Here is a 21,457-nt window from a genome sequence, read left to right as displayed (position 1 = left end):
AAAACCTTAGCCAATTCATTGGTTATAAAGGAGTATGATGAAAAAGAATAAAAAAATGATAGCGATTGCAGGCGTAGCAACCGCCATACTGGCCGTGCTGGCAGTCGGACTGACTGTTTGGCTGACTCGGCCAACCATGCGTTCTTCTAATACAAAGCCAACCGAAGCAACCGTCTTCTTTCATGGCTATGGCTCTTCTCGAAATGCCGAACAAACGATGAGTCGGTACTTAATTCAGCAAAAGTATTCGAATCGGAAGATTAATGCGACAGTTAGCAAAAACGGTCAGGTCAGCTTTAGTGGTACCGTGAAGAAGGGCGACCAAAATCCATTAATTCTGGTGCAGTTTAACGACAACCGGAATACTAACTTTGACAAGACTAATCAGTGGGTCACGAAGATTATGGCGGACTTGCACAATCAAGGGATTCAATCGGTTAATTTGATTGGGCATTCGATGGGAAACCTCGCCATTGCCTTTTATTTGAAAAATCACGTGCAACAAAGTGAACAGTTACCGGTTGTGAAGCGCCAAATTGCAATTGCTGGTCCCTTTAACTTCTTGCAGGATAGTCCAATACCAAAGTCGAATTTGAATTTAGCAGATCCTAGCAGCCACTCTGAGACTGATTTTAAAAAGGCGGCCTTAGCTGGTTTGGAGCAATATTACGAGAATAATCAGACCAAAGTGCTGAATATTTACGGTAATAGCATGGGCAAAAAGGAATCGGACGCAACCGTCACTAACAATGCGTCGAAGTCATTGAAATACTTTGTCCGTCAACCAAGCACCTATCAGGAAAAGTTATTTACTGGTAAGGATGCGCAACATTCAAAGCTGCATGAAAATCAGGATGTTAACAAGGTCCTCAAGCAGTTCTTGATGGCATAACCAATAGTCAATCTTAAAAACAGTCTTGGCAAAAGGCTGTTTTTTGCTTGTTTTTTTCTTGACTTGAAGTTCACTCCAAGGTGTTTAATGGTTATTGATCACAACACACAATGCTTGGTTTTGAAAGAAACCTAACTGAAGGAGATAAGAATGACAAAACAACGATTTGGGATGGTCTTGCCGATCACCTTACTCGCTTACTTTTTAATTTTGATGGATAATTCCATTGTTTTTACCAGTGCAACTGAGATTGGTCAAAGCCTAGACCTTTCACCTAATGCTTTATCGTGGGTTTCCAATGCCTATACACTGACTTTCGGTGGCTTTTTACTATTGTCGAGCCGGCTCTCGGATTTGCTTGGACGTAAACGGATTTTTTTAATTGGTATCACCATTTTTGGATTGAGTTCGTTGCTGATTGGCTTGTCGGATAATGCCGCCTTCGTGATTGGACTACGGGCCGTCCAGGGACTGGGCTCTTCGATTATTGCGCCGACCACCTTGGCTTTGATGATGGATAATTACCAAGGACAAATGCGTGAACGAGCGATTGCTTACTATGGTGTTACAGCTGGGATTGGTGCCAGTCTTGGACTTTTAATTGGCGGTGGCCTCACCACTTTATTTTCTTGGGAAGCCGGTTTTTTGATTAACGTGCCGTTGACTTTATTATTGTTTGGGTTAACGGTACGCTTTGTCCCGAATAAGGCGGGATTAAAGATAAAAATTGACTATATTGGTGCAATTCTGTCCGTCAGCGGATTAGCGGCCTTGATTGATGGTTTAACGAGTAACCAGTGGCTAATGATTTTATTGGGCATCATTGTTTTAGCTTGCTTGATTGGCTTTGAAAGTCGGCAAAAGCAACCAATGATGCCTTTAACACTATTTCACAATCGAATTCGTGCGGGGGCCTACTTGGCACGCATGCTCTTTATGATGGCCATGCTGCCATACTGGTTCTTTTTGCCCCAGGTTTGGCAAACCAGTTATCATTTTACGGCATTACAATCCGGGCTGGCCTTTCTCCCCTTAACATTCGTTCAGTTTGTGGTGTCGTTGTCCTTGGGGAAGCTGACTGATCGTTTTGGCAATCAGTTAATCCTACTAGTCGGCGAGGGATTACTGTTCCTCGGTCTGCTGTTTACAGCCTTGTCAGCGGTTTCTTTGGGCTATTGGTTGGCTTTTGCCTTGCCAATGGTGGTGATTGGTATTGGGCAGGGCTTGGTCCTTGCGCCAGTGACATCGGCCGGCCTGCATCAAGCACCTGACGAACTGGCTGGTATTGCCTCAGGGTTGACGAACACTGCTCACCAAATTGGTGGCCCAATCGGCCTTTCTTTGATTGTGGCGACGGCGGGGAGCTACCATGGTCAAGTTGCGACAATGGCTTTTTTTACGGGAATTGCTTTTGTAGTTGTGGCCGCTTTTGTTGTGCGAAAGGTACAAAATGAATATTAAAGAAGCTGCGAAGGTGACTGGATTATCAAATGATACGATTCGCTATTACGAACGAATTGGGGTCATTATGCCAGTCCCGCGCAAGGAAAATCAGTTGCGTGATTTCACCGAGCGTAACATTAATCAATTGAAATTTGCTAAAACGATGCGCCACGCTGGTGTTTCCATTGAACGATTGCGTGAATATATTGGTATGGTTCTGGAGGATGATGACCAAACAATTCCGACGCGTAAAGCACTATTGCTAGAACAGGCAGAAGAGATGCAGGACCGCATTAATGAAATCCAGGCTGCTCATGATCATTTACTATATAAAATTGATCATTACGAAAGCCACATGCGCCAAGCGGAAAATCGTTTAGAGTAAGGCACTGAAATCGTTTTACGATTGGGAAATGTCTAATTTGTTGAGCCAAACTGAATTTTTAATCGATTAGAACGACTCTATTTGTCTCTTTGTTTTATTTGATACTTTCTTGAAAACTATTGGATAGATGATTGACAGAGCGTTGTTTTATTGGTAAAATTTAATTACAATTTTCACATAGCTATATATTAGGAGGCACTTTAATGAAAGTTGCAGTTATTGGTTCAACGCACGCCGGCGTGTTTGCCGCTAAGCAGATTAAGGCAGACCACCCAGACGCTGAGATTCACGTGTTTGAAAAGAATCAAACAGTTTCTTTTTTGTCATGTGGAATCGCTCTTTGGATTGGCGACAATGTTTCATCAACTGACAAGATGTTTTATGAAACACCAGATTCAATGGCTAAGCAGGGTATTTCAATGCATATGCAAACGCTTGTTGAAGCTGCTGACTTAAAAGCAAAGACTTTGAACATCAAAGACTTGGTTTCTGGTGCTCAGTCAGAAGAAACTTTCGATAAGATTGTGATTACCACTGGTTCACGCGCAATTAAGCCTCGCATCCCTGGTATCGATTCTGACAAGGTCTTTGACTCAAAGACTTGGGACAATGCCAATGCCTTGAAGGAAGTAACTGAAAAGGTTAAGCGGATTATCGTTATTGGTGCTGGTTATATCGGTGCTGAGTTGGCAGAACAATTGTCAGTCAATGATAAGGAAGTGACTTTGATTGACGGTTTGGACCGGGTATTGGCCAACAATACGGCCCCTGAATTTTCATCTGTTTTCCAAAAGGCCTATGAAGACCATGGTGTTAAGTTAGCCCTTGGTCAAATGGTTTCAGGATTTGAAGACACAGCTGATGGTATCAAGGTGACAACTGACAAGGGCACTTATGAAGCTGATATTGCCATCTTGGGGATTGGTTTCTTGCCAAATACTGCTCTGTTCCGTGACCAAGTAGACATGTTGCCAAACGGCGCTATCAAGGTAAACAAGTTCATGGAAACTTCTGTGAAGGATGTCTTTGCTGCTGGTGATTCAGCCACTGTCTTCTACAACCCCACCCAAAAGGATGATTACATTCCATTGGCAACTAATGCTGTTCGTCAAGGAATTTTGGTTGGTAAGAACATTGTCGAACCAACGTTGGCTTATCAAGGCACACAAGCAACATCAGCCGTTGAATTGTACGAGTTAGCTTACGCTGCAACCGGTTTGACTGTTCAATCAGCAGCTCGGAAGGGTGTTGAAGCGGATTCTGTGACAATTTCAGAAGATTACCGTCCTGATTTCATGTTGTCAACGACGCCAGTTAAGGCCTCATTGACTTGGGAAAAGGGGACTCGTCGGATTGTTGGTGCTGCTTTCTTGTCAAAACATGACATTTCACAAGCTGCCAACGTGGTTTCATTGGCGATTGAAAACGGCATGACAATTGATCAATTGTCAATGACTGACTTCTTCTTCCAACCAAACTTCGGTCAACCAGTCAACTATGTTTCATCAGTTGCCATGGCTGCCGTTTTGAAGGCAAACAAGTAAAAAATTAGCTTGATTAAGCACCTAGGCTGAGTCTGGGTGCTTTTCTTTGAAAACACTTGCATAAAAATTCAAGACAGTGTAAGCTAGTGAAGTAGTAAATTTGAATATAGCGATCTGGGGTACCATTTTGGTTGAGAATTAAACCCATTGAACCTGTTAGGCTAAGACCGACGAAGGAAGATCCACACAAGTTTTTTTTAAGACCACCCGTGTTGGACTCTGCCCAGGCGGGTGTTTTTTGATGCCTTTTTGTTCGCCCGGACGTAAAGGAGAGAATAATGAAACAAAAGTGGACGCTACAAAACGTGATTTTGCTGGCCTTGATCGGGATTATTTTTTCGGTCATTTATTGGATTATGGATCCGGTTTACCAGATTGTTAACAGTGGCTTGGCCGTGATTGGGTTGCAAGCCTTTACGAATGAAATCACCCTTGGTGTATGGATGATGGCCGGACCATTGGCTTCGTACATCTTAAAGAAGGTCGGTGCCGGCTTTATTGGCGAAATGCTTGGAGCAGCCGGTGAGATGTTCTTGGGTGGTTCTTACGGTGTCGGTACGCTCTTGTCTGGCTTTATTCAAGGAATTGGCTCTGAACTTGGTTTTGCTTTGACTGGTTATAAGAACTGGTTTGCTGGTCTTTGGTTGTCAACCTTGACTGGAACAGTCGTGACCTTTGCTTGGGACCTCTTTAAATCAGGTTATATTCACTACAAGCTAGGTTTGTTAGTTGCTTTGTTCATTGTTCGTTACCTATCAATTTTCTTTTTCTCAGGTGTCTTGGTACACTTGATTGCCAAGTTGTTAGATCGATCAAAGTTGTTGTCCCACGAATAAGGAGGACAAAAAATGGCAATAACTGCCAGAAACCTCACGTTGGCTTATCGTGACCAAGTCATCATTGATAATCTAAATTTATCTCTTGAAAAAAAGACCCTGACTCTCTTAATGGGGCCTTCCGGATCGGGAAAATCCACCCTGTTAAAGGCCTTGGCGGGTCTTTACCCACAATATGGTGGCCAAGTTACTGGCGAAATCGAAATTGATCAAAGGGTGATGACCACACTGAAAGCAAATGAAAGAGCCAAGCGAGTGGCTTTGCTTTTTCAAAACCCTGATGACCAGTTTGCCATGCCAACGGTGCGGGAGGAATTTATTTTTGCACTGGAGAATCTCGAATTGGACAAGGAAGAAATTGACCAAAAGACGACTTGGGCATTGGAAAAGGTTGGTCTGACTGATTTTATCGATCGATCCTTTGTGACCCTATCTGGTGGGGAAATGCAAAAGGTTGCCTTGGCAGAAGTGTTGGCCCTGGGGGCCGACTACCTGTTGCTCGATGAACCCTTTGCTGCTGTTGATAGTCAGTCACGAGAAGATCTCCAGGTTTTACTAAAACAGCTTAGCCAAGAGGGCTATGGCGTTCTCGTTTCCGACCATGATCCAGCTGGTTACTTCGATAAAATCAGCCAGTTTTATCAGCTCAAAGAGAAGTCTTTGGTGTTGGTGCCTGCAAATGACTGGCACCAATATGATTACCAAAAGCAAACGGTGGTTTTAAAACCGGTTGTAGAAAGTGACCAGGTCGAAAAGGCTGCTTATCGCTTTGATAATCTACGAATACAAAACGGTGAACGGCTGGTCTTAGACCAGGATATCCTGCAAATCTTTGAACAGGGTATCACCTTGGTGACCGGTCCAAATGGAGTCGGGAAGTCTTCTGTTTTGAAGACGCTGGCTCGACTACACCGTTATGAGGGTTCTTTGACCTACCAGGAGCAAGAAGTCCGCGAGTGGAAACCGCGTTTTTACTTTGGCCAGGTCGGTTTGTTATTTCAGTCAGCCTCTGACCAGTTCTTAAACATCACGGTTCAAGAAGAGCTTGACCAGGTGATGGAGAAAAGCCACCATGCTGATTTCTGGAAGAAGGAGGTCTTGGAACAGTGGCTGTCTGACCTAAACTTAACAGGCTTGAGTGACCGGTCGGTCTACACGCTTTCGGGTGGCCAGCAGAAGAAACTTCAGCTGCTGTTGATGCTAATTATGGCCCCACCAGTACTGCTGTTAGATGAACCACTAGCAGGCTTGGATGAGCAGTCGGTGGCAGTTGTTTTAAATCTGATTCAGACTTGTCAACAGGGGCTTGAACTGACCATTTTAGTTGTTTCTCACCAAACAAGAGACCTGGTCAACATTGTTGATCGTCACTTGCGCTATGAGCAAACGGCCATGGCCTATCAAGAGGAGCTGCTCGTATGATGAATGCCACACAACGGCTGATTTTGGCTTTGGCGATTTCTTTGGAAATCTCTTTGACCCAATCAGTGACCCTAAACGTTGTTCTCTTTTCAGTTGCCTTTTTGCTATTATTAATTCGGCGCCAGCCCTTAAAGAAAATCGGGCTCTATGTGGCGATTGCCATCATTCCAGTTTTGGGTTCCTTTTGGTCCTTTTATCTTTATGGTCAAGGAACAGCAGCGCAAAACCTCCATTTTGGTTTAGTGATGGGCAGCCGAGTCCTCGTCTTTATCTTTATTGGGGCCTGGTTAACGATGGGTATGACCCCCTACGTCTTATTAGCTTCTTTACGCCAGAACTTGAAGATGTCTGCGACCTTTACCTACGGCATTTTGGGGGCACTTAACTTTATGCCCCGCTTTAAGCAGGCCTTTTCTTCGATTCAAGCGGCGGGGATGATGCGTGGTGAAGTATTACGGTGGTGGCAGCCAACGCTGTATTTTAAGGCTTTGGTTCATGCCATTAAGTGGTCGAAGAACCTGGCCATGGCCATGACCTCACATGGTTTTCAAGAGGGGGCCAAGCGTTCAGCCTACCGGGATTATCCGATGGCTAAATCAGGCTGGGGGTTAATCGTTTTGATTTTGTTTGCATTGCAGGGAATCTTGTTTTTTTCTCACTACTGAGCAAAGCAGTAATCAGCTGACATATAAAAATGGCAAATTCGTCAAGAAAACGAATTTGCCGTTTTTTTTAGCCTCTTTTTAAGTAAGACAGGATTTCTTTTTGCATGGCTTTCACAAAGGGGTCCTTCGTCGAGGAGGGATTAATTACTAGGCCAAGGTGACGGTAATAAGGTTTTTTAAAGGGATAAGCTTCGATTTCGCCTGAGAGCCTTGACAGGGCCAAGTCAGGTAGGATTCCCCAACCCAAACCGGCCTCAACCATGGCCAAAATCGACTGGTCATCAATCGAATAGTTGATGGCCTGAGGCTTAACCTGAAGCTCATCGAGGGCCGCCTTAGTATCGGAATCATAATCGGACCGTTGCAAGATAAAGTGCCGGTCTTCTAAGTCATCCTGGCTAATCGAAACGCCATTTTTGGGTGTGAAATCAGCCGGGGTAATGCACTTGATTTCATCATTGATCAGGGGCAGGGCATCCAGCCGACTAATCGTTGGCAGGGCCGAGAAGCCAAGATCAATCTTTCCTAGTGATAAGGCCTGTTCGATTTCGGCGAAGGAGCCTTGAATCAGCGTGATCTCAACTTGTGGGTACTTTTTAGAAAAGCGCCGGATGATGGTTGGGAGCCAGGCAATGCAAACTGATGAAATGGCGCCAATTCTGATTTGTCCACCCTGCAGTCCTTGAATCTTTGCAGCGGCTGAAAGAAGTTGCCGTTCCTCATTGAGCAGGCGTTCGACCATTGGTAAGAGGATTTGGCCGTTGCGGGTGACTTGCATTTCCGATCGGTTGCGAATTAGGAGGGGGATTCCTAGTTGTGCTTCGAGGTGCGAAATGGCGTGAGAAACAGCTGAAGGCGTAATGCTTAACTCGTCGGCAGCCTTTCGAAAGGAACCGCGTTCAGCGACTGTGGCAAAAATTTGGTAAGTAAAAGTTTTCATGATATTTTCCTGATGAATGTTTTTAATTTTAAATTGAAAAAGTTTAGTTTTACTTGTTATAGCACCAAGTATAGACTATTAAGGTAAGATTGCAAAGGAGTATTGTTCATGAATAATCAAACGGGTTTTGCCCGCACACTGTCTCATCGCCACGTGGCGATGATTGCCCTGGGTGGGACGATTGGAACCGGACTTTTTTTGGGAGCTGGTTCTTCAATTCATCAGGCCGGGCCAGCGATTTTGCTGGTCTACATTATTACAGGAATGTTTGTCTTCGCGATGATGCGTGCCTTGGGTGAATTGTTAGTATCAGATGATTCAAAACCAGTGTTTATTGACTTTATGACCCAGTACTTGGGTAAGCGGACCGGCTTCGTGTTAGGCTGGACTTATTGGATTGGCTGGGTTGTGATTGCCATGACTGAGTTGACAGCGATTGGGACCTACATGCATTATTGGTTTCCGGACTGGCCGGTTTGGCCATGGGAATTGGCCTTTCTAATTGTCTTGTACTTCGTCAATACGATTGCGGTTAAGATATTTGGGGAAACCGAATTCTGGTTTGCCATGATTAAGATTGTCGCCATTGTCGCCATGATTATCACCGGACTGATTTTGGCTTTGGGCCATGTGAAAACGTCCATGGGCGTGACTCAGTTTTCGACATTGTGGTCGCATGGCTTGGTTGCCAACCATGGTCAGGGCCTATTATCGACTTTCCAGATGGCCTTCTTCGCCTTTTTGGGAGTTGAATTCGTCGGGATTACTGCCGCCGAAACGAAAGATCCGCTGGAAACGATTCCGCGAGCTGTTAATTCGATTGTGATTCGAATTCTGATTTTTTATATCGGGGCCTTATCAGCCATCATGATTATTCAACCTTGGACCAACTACCAGGCTGGTGAATCACCATTCGTCCAGGTCTTTTCTGGTATTGGGATTCAATCGGCAGCGGCCGTGATTAACTTCGTTGTTTTGACGGCAGCGGCTTCTGCTATTAACTCGGCCTTCTTCACAACCGGACGAATGTTGTATTCGTTGGTTGGCGAAAAATCACGCTTTAAGAAGTTAAATAAGAATGCCATCCCCCAATCCGCCATTAATCTGTCAACGTTGATTGTCGGTCTGGCCGTGGTGGTCAATTACCTGTTCCCAACCGAGGCCTTTACCCTCATTTCATCAATGGCTTCAGCCGCCTTTTTACTGATTTATATGGCCTTGATGGTCACACACTTGCGCTTTCGCAAGGTGACTAAGGGGCAGAAGAGCCATGGCTTTCAATTACCACTGGCACCCTTTAGTAATTACTTGACAATTGCCTTTTTAGCCTTAATCTTTGTTATCCTCTTGGTCACACCGGCGACGACGGTTACGACTTTGTTAGCCGCACTGTGGATGGTGCTCTTAACCGTTATTGCCTTTTTTAAGTTGAAGAAAAATTAGGCTGAACCAACCAAAGCAGCAGCTGCCTCATCCTTTTATGAACAGGGATGGGGTCTTTTTTGATTGGCTGAGAACTGACTGATTTATCAAAAGACAAGCTTAGAACTGTGATAAAATGGGAACAAGCGTGATTAAAGGAGTAGGATGTATGAAAATTGCAGTTGTCGGCCTTGGACACATGGGAACAGCCCTTGTTCAAGGACTAAAATTAGGTGGACACACGGTTTTGGGGTACTCATCAAATGCCAAAAAGGCAGAAGTCTTGCAAATTTCAGCAGTGACCAGTTATGAAGACCTGGTCAAGGAAGACTTTGATGTGTTGATGTTAACAGTACCGGCTAAGCTGGTAACAACAGTGTTGGCAAAAATCGTTGCCACCGGTCTTTCTGAAAAGGTGATTGTCCTTTCTGCTGCTGCCAGCGTGCAAAATACTGATTTACGGCTGGCAGCACCAAAGAATCCGGTGACGACCTTTATTCCAAATATTCCAGTTGCAGTTCAGGCTGGCACGATTGCTTTGGCCGCTAACGAATCGATTACGGAGAAAAATGCTCAGGTGGTTCATGATCTTTTGGGGTCACTGGGGGATGTCTTAGTTGTTAAGGAAGACCAATTAGCCATTGCCGGAACGATCGGTGGTTGCTCACCAGCCTTTATTGATGTCTTGATGGATGCCATGGAAGATGCTGCAGTGGCCAAGGGGATGGACCGAAAGCAAGCGGGAAAGTTGGTTGCTTCAGTAGTGGCTGGAACGGCGCAATTGGCGCAACAATCCGATTTGTCTGCCGGTGACTTGAAGGGACAGATTACATCGCCTGGTGGGACAACGATTCAGGGCGTCTTAGCCTTAGATCAGCACGGTTTCCGTGGAGCGGTCCATGCTGCCATTTTGGCAGCTGCCGGTGATTAAAAGCTCAGATTTTTTAATGAGTCAACGATAACTTGGGACCAAGAAGTAAAACTACTTCTTAGCCCCATTTTTTATGATTGAGGGAGAGAAAGATGCAAGCACTACCAGCAACAATTAAAAAAGTCTGGTACATCATGGAAGTCATTGGGGCAATTGTTATTTTAGCCGTTTACTTCGCTGGGAACTGGGCAGTACAACATTTTTTGAAGTTTTATTTACCTTTGTGGGCAATCTGGGGGCTCTTTTTGGTCATTGTGCTCTGGTTTCTCCTTGGCCTTTTATTGGTCCGTTATCGCTATGCTTTTTACCACTTTATGGTCAACGAAACGGATGTTGAAATTCAAAAAGGCTTCTTTTTCCGAACGCATACTGCCATTCCAATTGCACGGGTGCAAAACGTCGATTTGGACCAAGGCCCAATTTTGCGGTTGTTTAAACTACAACAGGTGCACATTTTAACGGGTGGGTCTGGTCATGAAATTGAGGCTTTAACGGAGGATGAAGCTGAACAATTTAAGGACAAGGTCATGACGCTGGCTAGGGAGGCTCGTCATGAAGGCTAAGCACTTACATCCCCTTGCTTTTATTTTCGATTTTTACGAACAACTAAAAAGCGTGGTGGCTTTAGGGTTGGCTGTTTTATTCTTTTTCCACTTTACTTGGTGGGAATGGGTCTTGCTTTTCTTGGCTCTGTTGCTTTGGTCGCTTTTAAGCTTCTGGATGAAGACCTATGAACTCACGGAAAGTGAACTGATTTATCGGTCAGGCATATTGGAACGGCAAGTTCGCCACTTGCCTTACCATAAAATTCAAAATATCCATCGAAAGCAATGGTTTTTCCTCCAACCATTTCATTTGGAGGACATTGCTGTTGATTCCGGGGGGAAGGGGGCCAAGAACAATCAGATTTCTCTCTTGGTTGTCCCAACCTGGGTGGCACTGGTTCTTGAACAAAAGCGCCAGGATGAAACGGCTAAACTGGCTATTTTGATTGAAGGCGCCAAAATTCAGGCACAAAAGGAAGGACCAGCGACACAGGAGCAAGTTGAGCAGGTGACCGATTCAGACCGCCAAGGGCAAGTATTTGCTTCTGAGCATAATCAAAAAACCGCTGGTGGAAAGGACATCCTGCGACCAAATGGTTCTAACAGACTGGCTACCGATTCCTTTCGGGCTTCCATTCTTTCTTTGATTGTCTATGCGGTGACGACGCCGGAGGTCATCTTTCAATTCTTTATATTTCTGGGTGGCTTCATTCACTTAGACCAGCAAGGGATAGTCAGTCATTGGATTGAGCAGGAGTTGACCAATCACGTTTTGGGCCTGGGCGCTTTAGTGATTGCCTTGCTGGTGGTGGCGTTTGTTTTCATCGTGGTTGCTTTTAATGTTCTGCGAACGGTGATCTTGTACTTTGGCTTTGAAGTGCACCATGACGCAGGTCAGTTGACGATTGCTCGGGGACTTTTTGAACGACAAACGATGCATTTGTCAATTAACCGGATGCAAACGGTTGAAGTCCGCCAAAATGTTTTCAGGCAGTTGTTGGGCTTGGTAACCGTCAAGACACGGATAATTACTGACGAAAATGGTGAAGACAAGGTATCTAAAAACGTGCCAACCTTGATTCCGATGGTGAAATCAGGGGCTGTTGACCAATATTTGTCGCGGTGGCTGCCTGATTTTCCCAGTCGACCAATCAAAAAGACTGATAGCTCAACCTACCAAATTTTAACAATGATTCGTAACGGCCTTTTTTGGACCTTGCCGATTGCCACCGTCCTGATCTATGCTTTCAGACGCTGGCCAGTAGTTGTCTTGCTGGTCTTGATTGTGTTGGTTTTTGTAGTTGGTACCGGCTGGTATAAGGGGCAGGCGACAACCGCCCAAGTGGTTAACCGGCAGGTCCTTGTTTTAAAAACGGCGAAGAATTACGAAACAATCACGACCTATATCGCCTGGGATAAGATTCAGTCGTTGTCGATTAAGCAAAGTTGGTGGCTAGCTCAGCAAAACCGGCGAGCCCACCTTGCCGTGGTAGTTCGCACTGATGCCAATACAAAGGTCTTGACTGCCCGCTACTTGCCAATGAAAGAGGTGCAGTCCATTTTTGATTGGTACCAATCGCTTAGCTAACAGTGTCTTAGTTGCCAAAATTAGTGAATAAAAAGTTGCTCAATTGTCAGGTTTGCTTGTAGGTGCTTGAAACACGATTAAATGATAAAATTGTGCTGATTTTTGGTCAAAAGAAAAAGAGTCGAGAATACAATCCTGTATTTTCGGCTCTTTTCAATTGGTGCGGGTGTACTTTGCTAATTTTAGTAGTGATGTGTTTTGACTACCGCCTGCGCTTGATCAACACTTGCTGGCAAAGAGGTGTCAAATTGACTCCAGAAGTCTTGGTCAAATTGATTGACGATGTCTAAGGCCTGTTGTAATTTTTTTTCACCAGCCTGGGTTAATGATAGGGCTTTTGAACGTGGATTTTTTTTACCAGGATAGCGGTCTAAAAGATCTTCACGGCTGAGCTTAGTAATGATGGCTGAAGCGGTCATGGCATCGACGTCTGCTGCCTTAGCCACCATGATTTGAGTAACTTCGGTATGTTGGATACTGAGACCATGGACAGTAGCGAGAATTTGAAATTGGGGGTGGGTCAAGTCAAGTTCTCGTAGACGGTATTTCATTTGCCGGAACCAGTCAGTATATAAGTTGAAGAATTTCTGATTGGTTGAATCCATGTAGCGAGAAAGTGCAGTAGTTTTGACAGGGCTCATGGGAACCTCCTTATTGTTAGCATTAATATATAAGTATACTTATAATATAACTGATTTTACAGCAGGTGGCAAGTGTTCACAATCAACTTTTTCACACGGATTTTAATTTCCGTGCTATACTGCTTTTGTGATAAATAAAGTTGGGGTGCCCTGAGCTGAGATTATACCCATTGAACCTGATGCCGCTAGCACGGTCGCAGGAAACTTCGAAAACGGATTTAAATCCTCATGATGTTGCCTTTTTTGGTCATCGTTAGTAGGCATAAGTCCTCAGCTCAGGCTGGGGGCTTTTTATTTTGTCTAAATGGCAACGACCGACACCACCGTCTGCCAAAATAAAGTGATGATTGAGGAGAAAAAATGACGAAGACGCTGCCGTTTTCTAACCGCTTGATGCAAGTGATGGAAGAACACAAGGCTAATTTTTATGCCAATCCCTTTATCCAAGCAATGATTGCTGGTGAAGTTAATTCTGAGGCACTGCTCTACTACGTGCAACAAGATTACCGTTACCTGGGTCACTATTTGCCACTGTATGAACAGGTTTGCCAGACACTAACCGGTCAAACAATTGATGCTGAAGTGGCTGATGATGATCGTGAAGGTGCTGCCCATAAGATTTTGTTGGACTTGGCTCAAACCGACGACAAGAGTATCCAAGCAGGCAAGTACCCAAATTCAACGGTTACGGACCAATATGTTAACCATATGGCTAAAGCAGTTGAAAAGGATCCATTTATTGGCTTGGTTGCCCTAGCTGCCTGCCCCTATGACTATGCTTATTTGGCTGATTTGTTGATTCGTGATGGGCTAATCAAGCCAGATAACCCATTTATACCATGGGTTGGCTATTACCGTGGGCTTGATAAGGGTTTGACGCGACCAATCTTGTCACTGGTCAATCAGACGGCCGAACATGTCAGTCCCGAAGTTCAAGAGGAGGCTTTGGCTGCTTTTATCCAATCAACAAAGTATGAAAATCAATTCTTCTTACAGGGAATGGAGGCAACAAGATGATTGATGCAAACCAATATCCGACAGGATTGACCATTGCTGGGTCCGATTCTGGGGGTGGTGCCGGCATGCAAGCCGATATCAAGACCATGCAGGCTTGCAAGACTTATTCCGCGGTCGTGGTGGCCGGGTTAACAGCGCAAAATACACTGGGGGTCCAGGGGGCTTATCCAACTGATTTGGCCGTAATTGACCAGCAATTTGCCTCGGTGATGGCTGACTTTGACGTCCGCGCAGCGAAAACGGGAGCGCTCTTTGATGAAGCTCGCGTTCTGCAGGTGGCTAAAAACATCCGTCATTACCAACAGAAGAATTTGGTGGTTGATCCGGTGATGGTTGCCAAGGGTGGGGCCAGCTTGCTCGACTCAGCTGGGATCGCGGCCTTGAAAAACCACTTGCTGCCATTAGCTACGCTGTTGACACCAAATCTCCCCGAAGCCGAACTCTTAGCCGATATGAAAATCAGTACTCGTGATGACATGGTCACGGCTGGTCAAAAGATACAAGCATTGGGCGTTCCAAATGTTATCGTTAAGGGTGGCCACGGTGAAGGTGCCGTCATTTATGATTATGTTTTATTGGAAAACGAAGTCGGTTTTTGGCTAGAAGGACAAAAGGTTGAAACGTCAAGCAAACACGGGACAGGGGATACCCTCTCAGCTGCAATTACGTCCTTTTTGGCTCAAGGTGATTCTTTGCGTAAGGCCATCGAAAAGGGCCACCGCTATATGAACGCCATTATTGGTCAGCCGTTAGTTATTGGTCACGGCCATGGTCCTTTGAACCATGGCCAGTGGTCGGATCCAGCAGATGAAGGAGGAAAAGATTATGAATTTTGATCCGACGTCATTAATGGTTTATCTTGTTGTTGGTAGCCAAAACGTCAACGATGATCCCAACGAAGTGATTCGCGTGGTTCAAGCGGCCTGTGACGCCGGCGTCACTTCTGTTCAGTACCGAGAAAAGGACCACTCGAAGTTGAACCAAGCCGAAAAAGTGGCATTGGGACAGAAAATCAGAACTATTACGAAAGCAGCCAATGTGCCTTTGTATGTCGATGACGACCTGCCATTGGCACTGGCCATCCAGGCGGATGGTCTGCATGTTGGTCAGGGCGATACCCCAGTGCAAGAAATTCATCAGGTAGCTCCTGGTTTACTACTTGGGTTATCCGTCCATGACTTAAAAGAGCTGGCTGCCAGTGAAGCTGATTTGGCAGTCGTTGATTACTTGGGTGTTGGCCCCGCCTTTGCAACGACAAGTAAGGAAGAAGTGAAGGAGGCCATTGGTCCAAAAGGTGTCTTTTCGGTTGCGTCAAAAAGTTCGTTACCGGTTGTGGCCATTGGTGGTATCCAAGAAGACAACTGTCAGGAATTGGCGGAGTTGCCGATTGCCGGTGTTGCCGTGATTTCGGCCATTACTGCTAGTGATGATATTCAACGCAGTGTTCAAAAATTACGAGGAGTGACAAAATGAGCCAAACAATTTTAACTGCTGTTCGCACAAACCAACCCATCGTCTTGAACGTGGCCAATAGCGTTACCCCCCAATTGGTGGCCAATGCCATTGCCTATATTGGGGCTTCACCAATTATGCTGGAAGATCCGCTGGATGCTGCTGATTTGACAAAAATTGCCAATGCCGTGACCTTGAATTTGGGTTCAACTTCCGCCAATTCACAAAAAGTGATGATTAATAGCGGGCAGACAGCGAACGCGTTAGGCCTCCCTGTTGTTTTTGATCCCGTTGCCGTTGGTGCGACGCCACTACGATCCAAGCGTGCCAAGGAACTTTTGAAAACAGTCAAGGTGAGCATTGTACGTGGTAATCTTGGTGAGGTTGCAACCTTGGCTGAAGTGAAATGGGAAAGTCATGGCATTGATGCCGGCCAAGGTACGGCTGACCCAATTGAAATTGTCTTGAAGGCGGCCCAAAAACTGGATGCTGTTGTGGTCGCAACTGGGGTTCATGACTTAGTTTCAGACGGCCAGACCGTTTACCAGATTGATAACTCGGCAAGCCAATTGGCAACCAATGTTGGCATGGGGGACGCGCTCGATGGTTTGCTGGGCGCCTTTGCTAGTCAAAGCATGGCGTTGGCTGATTTAGCCTATGCGACGGCGGCGCTGCCCGTTGCTGGTGAATTGGCGTTGGCAGAAGGAGTTGCCGGCCCCGCTGATTTCTTGAACAAGATGTTGGATCAATTGGGCAACTTAACGGATGAAAAAATGCAAGGGCAAATTCGCCTCCACCAAGTCAAACCCTGATTTTGGCTGTGGCTATTGGTTTGGTGAGCCAATCAGCCTGCCCGAGGAATCTCTCGGCGTGGTGTGGCAGTTGATGAATGGCTGAGCACAAGCAAAGCAGGCCTGCCTGTCAGTGTCGCAGGATACTTGATTACTGGTCATGACAATCGTGATTGTGCCGATTAGGCTTTTATGCTAGGATTAGTCTATTAGCAAAGCCACATGAGGAGAAATGCGCATGCCATTAATGAAAATTGACTTGATTAAGGGTCAGTACGAACCCGCAGAAATTAAGGAGATTATGCAACTGTCTTTTGACGTTGCCAAGGAAACGTTGTCATTACCAGACCGTGACCGGTTCCAAATCGTGACACAACACGAAGACTATGAAATTAATTTTCAAGATGTTGGTCTTGGCTATGAACGTTCAGAAAAGGTTTTGTTCTTTACGGTGTTGTCAACGCCACGTCCAGTGAAGGCCAAGAAAGAATTCACGCAGTCATTGGTGGCGGTCTTGGCTGATAAGGCCGGCGTTCGTCAGGAAGATGTCATTATCTCCTTTATTAGTAACCATGCTGAAGATTGGTCATTTGGTGAGGGAAAGAATCATTTCTTGAATGGGGACCTTTAATTACAAAAGCTCGCTAGCACTTAGTGTTAGCGAGCTTTTTGTTTGAAAACGGTTACTGTGAACGGCTCTGGGCGGTAATTGCCTGAAGACACCGTGATGAATCCAACTGGTCTATAGAAAATTGACAGATAGACTTTGTTTCTCTAAAATGTATGCACAAACCTTTCAAGAGGTTTAAGTGGAACAAACAGACCGTTTAAAATAAAAAATGGTCTGCTTGTATGTTTAAAAAGGAGTTCTGTCAAAAATGGAAAATTTTACATTTAAGAACACGACCGGCATTCGTTTCGGAAAAGATCGCTTGGATACCGAATTGCAGGCTGCTGTTGCCCAATTTGGTCAAAAGGTGCTCTTAACCTACGGTGGTGGTTCAATTAAAAAATCAGGTCTGTACGAACGCGTGATCAAAGCGCTTGCAGGTTTGGATGTGACAGAATTGTCTGGAATTGAGCCTAATCCAAAGGTTAGCTCAGTCCGAGAGGGGCAAAAATTAGTCAAGGATCACGATATTGATGTCATCTTAGCCGTTGGTGGTGGTTCTGTCATCGATGCTTCGAAGGTTATCGCTTCTGCTAAGTATTATGCAGGTGATCCTTGGGATTTGGTCTTAGATGCCAAAAAGCGTTTTGCTATTGACCAATTGCCTGTTATCGATATTTTAACGTTGGCAGCTACTGGAACTGAAATGAACACTGGTTCCGTGATTTCCAATCCGGCAACGAAACAAAAGTTAGGAACCGGTGGTCCCAATACGCCAGCGGTTTCGTTCCTGGACCCCAGTTTGACCTTCTCGGTTTCAAAGTGGCAAACGGCTGCCGGATCAATTGATATTTTTAGTCACTTGACTGAACAATATTTCGATCAAAAGGGCTATGAAAATGATGTTCGTAATGGCTTGATTGAAGGAATTATGCGCACTGTGATTAAGTGGGCGCCGGTTGCCTTGCGTGAACCTGATAATTACGATGCGCGAGCTAATTTGATGTGGGCGTCAACGATGGCTTTGAACGGTTTGCCACGGACGGGGAATGTTAATTCATGGTCAGTGCACCCAATTGAACACGAATTATCAGCCTATTATGACATTACGCACGGTGTTGGTCTAGGTATTTTGACTCCACACTGGTTCGACTTTATCTATTCAGAAGAAACAAAGCCTTATTTTGTTTCGCTGGGACGAAATGTTTGGGGTTTGACGGGGGATGATGATACGGTTGCCACCCAAACCATTGAAATGACGCGGAAATGGATTGCGAGTCTTGATGTGCCCACGACATTGCCCGGTGTAGGTATCGAAACAGATCAGGACTTTGAGGCCATGGCTAAGAGTGCTGTTCAAGTTAATCATTTGGACCAAAACGCCTTTGTGAAGATGACAGTAGCAGATGTCCGCAACCTATTGGAAGCAGCAATGAAATCAGTCAACTAATTGGCTGTGGCAGGCTTTATTTAGTCAGTGAGTGAATCGCTACTAAAGTAAAAGAACCAAAGACTGACAAATCGTCGTTCTTTGGTTCTTTTTTGGTTTAATTTGGCGACAGTGTTCTTCGGTTCAAACCAATCAGTCCTTAGCGTTGATACAAATAAGCCTTAGCTTCGTATGGCCGTAATTTCAGACCTAAGTCATCTTGGTAATTGCTGATGAGTAATTGTGCATCGGCAGGAACAGGGTAATCGCGTTCTAAGTTTTGGTTGGTGAAGTTGTTAATAATCAATAATTCTTGGTCGTCACCGATTCGCTTGTACGTATAGACTTGGTCATCGGCCGGGTCAATCAATTCGTAATGACCCGTGGTTATCAAATCGAGCTCGTGACGGAGTTTAATTAGCTTTTGATAGTGGTAAAAGACGGAATTTTCGTCGGCCAAAGCAGCAGTGGCATTAATGGTTGTGAAGTTGTCATTTAACTTAAGCCAGGGGGTACCATCCGTGAAACCGGCATTTGGTCCTGCAGTCCATTGCATCGGCGTCCGGGCATTATCACGGCCTTTATAATGGACGTAATCGAGCATCGTCTCATTATCAACTAATTTTTCCTTATCGACAATAAACTGACGGCCGTTGATGATTTCAACATCATCGAAGTCATCCCAACCGAGGTTGTAGGCATTAGTCATCCCCAATTCTTCACCCTGGTAAACATACGGCGTTCCTTGCATGAAGTGCAAGAGAGTGGCCAGCATTTTAGCTGAGACTTCTCGGTATTTGGCCGAATCGTTACCAAAGCGACTGACAATTCTTGGCTGGTCGTGGTTATTCCAATAAAGGGAATTCCAACTATTTCCTTCCAGTTCCGTTTGCCACTTGCTCAAATTTTCCTTGAGTTTGAGCAATGAGACCGGTTGATTATTCCACCGACCTAAGGCTGGATTAGGGTTATCGTCTAGACCCATGTGCTCAAATTGGAAGACCATATTGAGTTCGCTGCCGTCCATGTTGGCATATTTACGGGCATGGGCAATGTCAACGCCAGAAGTCTCACCGACAGTCATCAAATCGCCGTTATTCAATACTTTTTGCCGCATTTCGCGTAAGTACTCATGGACATGGGGACCGTTAGTGGTCAATGAAACAGGGTTGGCGTAGGTATTGCCAGCAGGTAGTGGCGCATTTGGCAAGCCATCAGGTTTCGAAATCATTGAAATGACGTCCATTCGGAAGCCATCAATCCCTTTGTCGACCCACCAGTTCATCATTTGATACACTTGGTCGCGTAGGTCTGGATTTTTCCAGTTTAAATCAGGCTGTCCCGCATCGAAGAGGTGCAGGTAGTACTGCCCGCTTTTTTCATCAAACTTCCAAGCTGATCCAGAGAAGAATGAGGACCAGTTATTCGGTTCGTGACCGTCAACGGGGTCGCGCCAAATGTAAAAATCGCGTTTCTGATTGTTCTGGCTTGAGCGACTTTCAATAAACCATTGGTGCTGGTCGGATGAGTGGTTAACCACTAAGTCCATTACAATTTTAATGTTGCGGGCGTGTGCAGCAGCCAAGAGGTTATCAAAGTCCTCCATGGTCCCAAATTCGGGATTGATGGCTTGATAATCCGAAATATCATAGCCATTATCCTTATTTGGTGACTGGTAGACTGGGTTAAGCCAAATCACATCGGCTCCTAATTTTGAAACGTAACTCAACCGGTCTGTAATTCCTTGTAAATCACCAATACCATCGGCATTTGAATCCTGAAAGGAACGAGGATAAATTTGATAAACAACGGCCTTTTGCCACCATTTAATTGCATTTGTTGTCATTTAAAAACCTCCAATTTGTTTTTCGGTTGAAAATTAAATCTACCTCGTCATTATAAAGAAAATTAGTTGTGAAATAAAGGACTGGTCGAAAAAAGCTTACCTTTCACTGGTTAACGCGGTATAATTTTTAAAAACGTCATTGGGTAAATTAGTAAGGAGTTTTAGTGTTTAAAAAGAAGTTGTTTTGGGGAATTCTGTTTGTTTTAATGGTCGCTGGGGCTGTTTTTTATTTGGTTGGGACTAAAATGAACCCAACTTTGTCCGAGCAAAATGGCAAGCGGCCAAAGGAGGCCACGGTCTTCTTTCACGGCTATGGATCCAGTCGCAATGCTGAGAAGTCAATGAGTCAGTACTTGGTTAACCATGATTACTCTAATCGCCGGATTAATGTGACGGTTGCTAAAGACGGCACGGTTACCATGGATAAGACGATTGCACCCGGTGACAAAAATCCGATTATCTTGGTTCAATTTGATGACAATAAAAACCAAGATTTTAATCAAACCGCCAAGTGGGTTTTGACCATTATGACGAACCTGAGTCAACAGGGCATTCGTTCGGTGAACCTGATTGGCCATTCGATGGGGAATATGGCCATCGCCTTTTACTTGATGAACGCTGCTGATAATGGCCATGACTTGCCGAAAGTGATCCGCCAAATCTCAATTGCCGGGACCTATAATGGGCTAATTTTGGCTAACCCACAGTCAAATGCACCATTAAGTGCCGATGGGGAGCCGCAAACGAAAACGGAAATTTTCAATCGTTTAGCGGGTCTGACGGCATACTATCAAAATCACTCAACCAAGGTCTTAAATATCTATGGTAACTCGACCGGTAGTTTGGCCTCTGATACGACTGTTTATAACAATTCGTCCAAAGCTTTGAAGTACTTTGTCCGCCAGCCAAGTAGCTACCAGGAAACGCTGATCGAAGGGGCTGCTGGTCAACATTCAAAGCTACATGAAAATCAGACCGTTGATCAAGAGATCTTAAAGTTCTTGCAGAACTAAAATAAACAAAAAATGATTGTAGCCGAATGGCTACAATCATTTTTT

At 45.0% G+C, this 21,457-nt stretch carries 21 protein-coding genes and 2 riboswitches; of the genes, 18 read left to right on the top strand and 3 right to left on the bottom strand.

Annotated features, from left to right (window positions below):
• Window positions 1-34 precede the first annotated feature (34 nt).
• The 7 genes from ACSYSR_RS00260 (at window position 35) to ACSYSR_RS00230 (ending at window position 7,187) form a co-directional block, all read left to right on the top strand.
• Entirely contained in the window at window positions 35-892 is an 858-nt protein-coding gene (locus tag ACSYSR_RS00260; RefSeq protein WP_489816475.1) for an alpha/beta hydrolase, read from the top strand.
• A gap of 150 nt (window positions 893-1,042) precedes the next feature.
• Window positions 1,043-2,353, top strand: coding sequence for an MFS transporter (locus ACSYSR_RS00255; RefSeq protein ID WP_489816476.1), 1,311 nt, complete (start codon window positions 1,043-1,045; stop codon window positions 2,351-2,353).
• On the top strand, window positions 2,343-2,720 hold the full coding sequence (locus ACSYSR_RS00250) for a MerR family transcriptional regulator (RefSeq protein WP_252774019.1): 378 nt from the start codon (window positions 2,343-2,345) through the stop codon (window positions 2,718-2,720). Before ACSYSR_RS00255 ends, ACSYSR_RS00250 begins: the two co-directional genes overlap by 11 nt.
• A gap of 203 nt (window positions 2,721-2,923) precedes the next feature.
• Window positions 2,924-4,264 carry an FAD-dependent oxidoreductase gene (locus ACSYSR_RS00245; RefSeq protein WP_489816477.1) on the top strand — a complete coding sequence of 447 codons (1,341 nt, stop codon included), beginning with the start codon at window positions 2,924-2,926 and terminating at the stop codon, window positions 4,262-4,264.
• 105 nt (window positions 4,265-4,369) lie between these two features.
• A riboswitch (TPP riboswitch) is annotated at window positions 4,370-4,460 on the top strand.
• Window positions 4,461-4,542: 82 nt separating this feature from the next.
• Entirely contained in the window at window positions 4,543-5,100 is a 558-nt protein-coding gene (locus ACSYSR_RS00240) for an ECF transporter S component (RefSeq protein ID WP_252774017.1), read from the top strand.
• A gap of 12 nt (window positions 5,101-5,112) precedes the next feature.
• Entirely contained in the window at window positions 5,113-6,522 is a 1,410-nt protein-coding gene (locus ACSYSR_RS00235) for an ATP-binding cassette domain-containing protein (protein WP_489816478.1), read from the top strand.
• Window positions 6,519-7,187 carry an energy-coupling factor transporter transmembrane component T family protein gene (locus ACSYSR_RS00230; RefSeq protein ID WP_489816479.1) on the top strand — a complete coding sequence of 223 codons (669 nt, stop codon included), beginning with the start codon at window positions 6,519-6,521 and terminating at the stop codon, window positions 7,185-7,187. Before ACSYSR_RS00235 ends, ACSYSR_RS00230 begins: the two co-directional genes overlap by 4 nt.
• 67 nt (window positions 7,188-7,254) lie before the next feature.
• Here the strand turns inward: ACSYSR_RS00230 and ACSYSR_RS00225 are convergent, their stop codons facing one another.
• Window positions 7,255-8,127, bottom strand: coding sequence for a LysR family transcriptional regulator (locus ACSYSR_RS00225; RefSeq protein ID WP_252774014.1), 873 nt, complete (start codon window positions 8,125-8,127; stop codon window positions 7,255-7,257).
• A gap of 108 nt (window positions 8,128-8,235) precedes the next feature.
• On the opposite strand from ACSYSR_RS00225, the gene ACSYSR_RS00220 reads away from it, so the two are divergent.
• The 4 genes from ACSYSR_RS00220 (at window position 8,236) to ACSYSR_RS00205 (ending at window position 12,613) form a co-directional block, all read left to right on the top strand.
• Entirely contained in the window at window positions 8,236-9,570 is a 1,335-nt protein-coding gene (locus ACSYSR_RS00220) for an amino acid permease (protein ID WP_489816480.1), read from the top strand.
• 148 nt (window positions 9,571-9,718) lie between these two features.
• Window positions 9,719-10,480 carry a pyrroline-5-carboxylate reductase family protein gene (locus ACSYSR_RS00215; protein WP_489816481.1) on the top strand — a complete coding sequence of 254 codons (762 nt, stop codon included), beginning with the start codon at window positions 9,719-9,721 and terminating at the stop codon, window positions 10,478-10,480.
• Window positions 10,481-10,572: 92 nt separating this feature from the next.
• Window positions 10,573-11,043, top strand: coding sequence for a PH domain-containing protein (locus ACSYSR_RS00210; protein ID WP_489816482.1), 471 nt, complete (start codon window positions 10,573-10,575; stop codon window positions 11,041-11,043).
• Window positions 11,033-12,613 carry a PH domain-containing protein gene (locus ACSYSR_RS00205; protein ID WP_489816483.1) on the top strand — a complete coding sequence of 527 codons (1,581 nt, stop codon included), beginning with the start codon at window positions 11,033-11,035 and terminating at the stop codon, window positions 12,611-12,613. The genes ACSYSR_RS00210 and ACSYSR_RS00205 overlap by 11 nt, the downstream gene beginning before the upstream one ends.
• Window positions 12,614-12,795: 182 nt before the next feature.
• On the opposite strand, the gene ACSYSR_RS00200 is transcribed toward ACSYSR_RS00205, so the two are convergent.
• Window positions 12,796-13,254, bottom strand: coding sequence for a MarR family winged helix-turn-helix transcriptional regulator (locus tag ACSYSR_RS00200; RefSeq protein WP_489816484.1), 459 nt, complete (start codon window positions 13,252-13,254; stop codon window positions 12,796-12,798).
• 131 nt (window positions 13,255-13,385) lie between these two features.
• Window positions 13,386-13,474: riboswitch (TPP riboswitch) on the top strand.
• A gap of 140 nt (window positions 13,475-13,614) precedes the next feature.
• On the opposite strand from ACSYSR_RS00200, the gene ACSYSR_RS00195 reads away from it, so the two are divergent.
• The 6 genes from ACSYSR_RS00195 (at window position 13,615) to ACSYSR_RS00170 (ending at window position 18,574) form a co-directional block, all read left to right on the top strand.
• Window positions 13,615-14,271 carry a TenA family protein gene (locus ACSYSR_RS00195; RefSeq protein ID WP_489816485.1) on the top strand — a complete coding sequence of 219 codons (657 nt, stop codon included), beginning with the start codon at window positions 13,615-13,617 and terminating at the stop codon, window positions 14,269-14,271.
• Window positions 14,268-15,107 carry a bifunctional hydroxymethylpyrimidine kinase/phosphomethylpyrimidine kinase gene (gene thiD / locus ACSYSR_RS00190; protein ID WP_252774007.1) on the top strand — a complete coding sequence of 280 codons (840 nt, stop codon included), beginning with the start codon at window positions 14,268-14,270 and terminating at the stop codon, window positions 15,105-15,107. The genes ACSYSR_RS00195 and thiD overlap by 4 nt, the downstream gene beginning before the upstream one ends.
• Entirely contained in the window at window positions 15,097-15,744 is a 648-nt protein-coding gene (thiE, locus tag ACSYSR_RS00185) for a thiamine phosphate synthase (protein ID WP_489816486.1), read from the top strand. The genes thiD and thiE overlap by 11 nt, the downstream gene beginning before the upstream one ends.
• Window positions 15,741-16,535: a hydroxyethylthiazole kinase gene (thiM, locus tag ACSYSR_RS00180; protein ID WP_489816487.1), complete on the top strand. Its 795-nt coding sequence runs from the start codon at window positions 15,741-15,743 to the stop codon at window positions 16,533-16,535. Before thiE ends, thiM begins: the two co-directional genes overlap by 4 nt.
• Window positions 16,536-16,752: 217 nt before the next feature.
• The gene (locus ACSYSR_RS00175) at window positions 16,753-17,145 is read left to right on the top strand and encodes a tautomerase family protein (RefSeq protein ID WP_489816488.1); all 393 of its coding nucleotides are present in this window, start codon (window positions 16,753-16,755) and stop codon (window positions 17,143-17,145) included.
• A 247-nt stretch (window positions 17,146-17,392) separates the two neighbouring features.
• Window positions 17,393-18,574 (top strand): iron-containing alcohol dehydrogenase, encoded by a 1,182-nt coding sequence (locus tag ACSYSR_RS00170; RefSeq protein ID WP_489816489.1) that lies wholly within the window; start codon window positions 17,393-17,395, stop codon window positions 18,572-18,574.
• A gap of 139 nt (window positions 18,575-18,713) precedes the next feature.
• On the opposite strand, the gene ACSYSR_RS00165 is transcribed toward ACSYSR_RS00170, so the two are convergent.
• Window positions 18,714-20,399: a glycoside hydrolase family 13 protein gene (locus tag ACSYSR_RS00165; protein ID WP_489816490.1), complete on the bottom strand. Its 1,686-nt coding sequence runs from the start codon at window positions 20,397-20,399 to the stop codon at window positions 18,714-18,716.
• A gap of 164 nt (window positions 20,400-20,563) precedes the next feature.
• Between ACSYSR_RS00165 and ACSYSR_RS00160 the strand changes: the two genes are divergently transcribed.
• Window positions 20,564-21,412 carry an alpha/beta hydrolase gene (locus ACSYSR_RS00160; protein ID WP_489816491.1) on the top strand — a complete coding sequence of 283 codons (849 nt, stop codon included), beginning with the start codon at window positions 20,564-20,566 and terminating at the stop codon, window positions 21,410-21,412.
• Window positions 21,413-21,457 lie beyond the last annotated feature (45 nt).

The sequence above is a fragment of the Fructobacillus sp. ESL1096 genome, from assembly GCF_058511985.1.
This window is presented reverse-complemented; position numbering and strand designations above follow the sequence as displayed.

Bases quoted from the DNA above. Each gene is read 5' to 3' on its own strand.
- ACSYSR_RS00175 (WP_489816488.1), top strand. From the start codon at position 16,753: ATGCCATTAATGAAAATTGACTTGATTAAGGGTCAGTACGAACCCGCA.
- ACSYSR_RS00240 (WP_252774017.1), top strand. From the start codon at position 4,543: ATGAAACAAAAGTGGACGCTACAAAACGTGATTTTGCTGGCCTTGATC.
- ACSYSR_RS00235 (WP_489816478.1), top strand. From the start codon at position 5,113: ATGGCAATAACTGCCAGAAACCTCACGTTGGCTTATCGTGACCAAGTC.
- ACSYSR_RS00170 (WP_489816489.1), top strand. From the start codon at position 17,393: ATGGAAAATTTTACATTTAAGAACACGACCGGCATTCGTTTCGGAAAA.
- ACSYSR_RS00165 (WP_489816490.1), bottom strand. From the start codon at position 20,399: ATGACAACAAATGCAATTAAATGGTGGCAAAAGGCCGTTGTTTATCAA.
- ACSYSR_RS00210 (WP_489816482.1), top strand. From the start codon at position 10,573: ATGCAAGCACTACCAGCAACAATTAAAAAAGTCTGGTACATCATGGAA.
- ACSYSR_RS00220 (WP_489816480.1), top strand. From the start codon at position 8,236: ATGAATAATCAAACGGGTTTTGCCCGCACACTGTCTCATCGCCACGTG.
- thiD (WP_252774007.1), top strand. From the start codon at position 14,268: ATGATTGATGCAAACCAATATCCGACAGGATTGACCATTGCTGGGTCC.
- ACSYSR_RS00230 (WP_489816479.1), top strand. From the start codon at position 6,519: ATGATGAATGCCACACAACGGCTGATTTTGGCTTTGGCGATTTCTTTG.
- thiM (WP_489816487.1), top strand. From the start codon at position 15,741: ATGAGCCAAACAATTTTAACTGCTGTTCGCACAAACCAACCCATCGTC.
- ACSYSR_RS00260 (WP_489816475.1), top strand. From the start codon at position 35: ATGATGAAAAAGAATAAAAAAATGATAGCGATTGCAGGCGTAGCAACC.
- ACSYSR_RS00255 (WP_489816476.1), top strand. From the start codon at position 1,043: ATGACAAAACAACGATTTGGGATGGTCTTGCCGATCACCTTACTCGCT.
- ACSYSR_RS00215 (WP_489816481.1), top strand. From the start codon at position 9,719: ATGAAAATTGCAGTTGTCGGCCTTGGACACATGGGAACAGCCCTTGTT.
- ACSYSR_RS00245 (WP_489816477.1), top strand. From the start codon at position 2,924: ATGAAAGTTGCAGTTATTGGTTCAACGCACGCCGGCGTGTTTGCCGCT.
- ACSYSR_RS00195 (WP_489816485.1), top strand. From the start codon at position 13,615: ATGACGAAGACGCTGCCGTTTTCTAACCGCTTGATGCAAGTGATGGAA.
- thiE (WP_489816486.1), top strand. From the start codon at position 15,097: ATGAATTTTGATCCGACGTCATTAATGGTTTATCTTGTTGTTGGTAGC.
- ACSYSR_RS00250 (WP_252774019.1), top strand. From the start codon at position 2,343: ATGAATATTAAAGAAGCTGCGAAGGTGACTGGATTATCAAATGATACG.
- ACSYSR_RS00205 (WP_489816483.1), top strand. From the start codon at position 11,033: ATGAAGGCTAAGCACTTACATCCCCTTGCTTTTATTTTCGATTTTTAC.
- ACSYSR_RS00200 (WP_489816484.1), bottom strand. From the start codon at position 13,254: ATGAGCCCTGTCAAAACTACTGCACTTTCTCGCTACATGGATTCAACC.
- ACSYSR_RS00225 (WP_252774014.1), bottom strand. From the start codon at position 8,127: ATGAAAACTTTTACTTACCAAATTTTTGCCACAGTCGCTGAACGCGGT.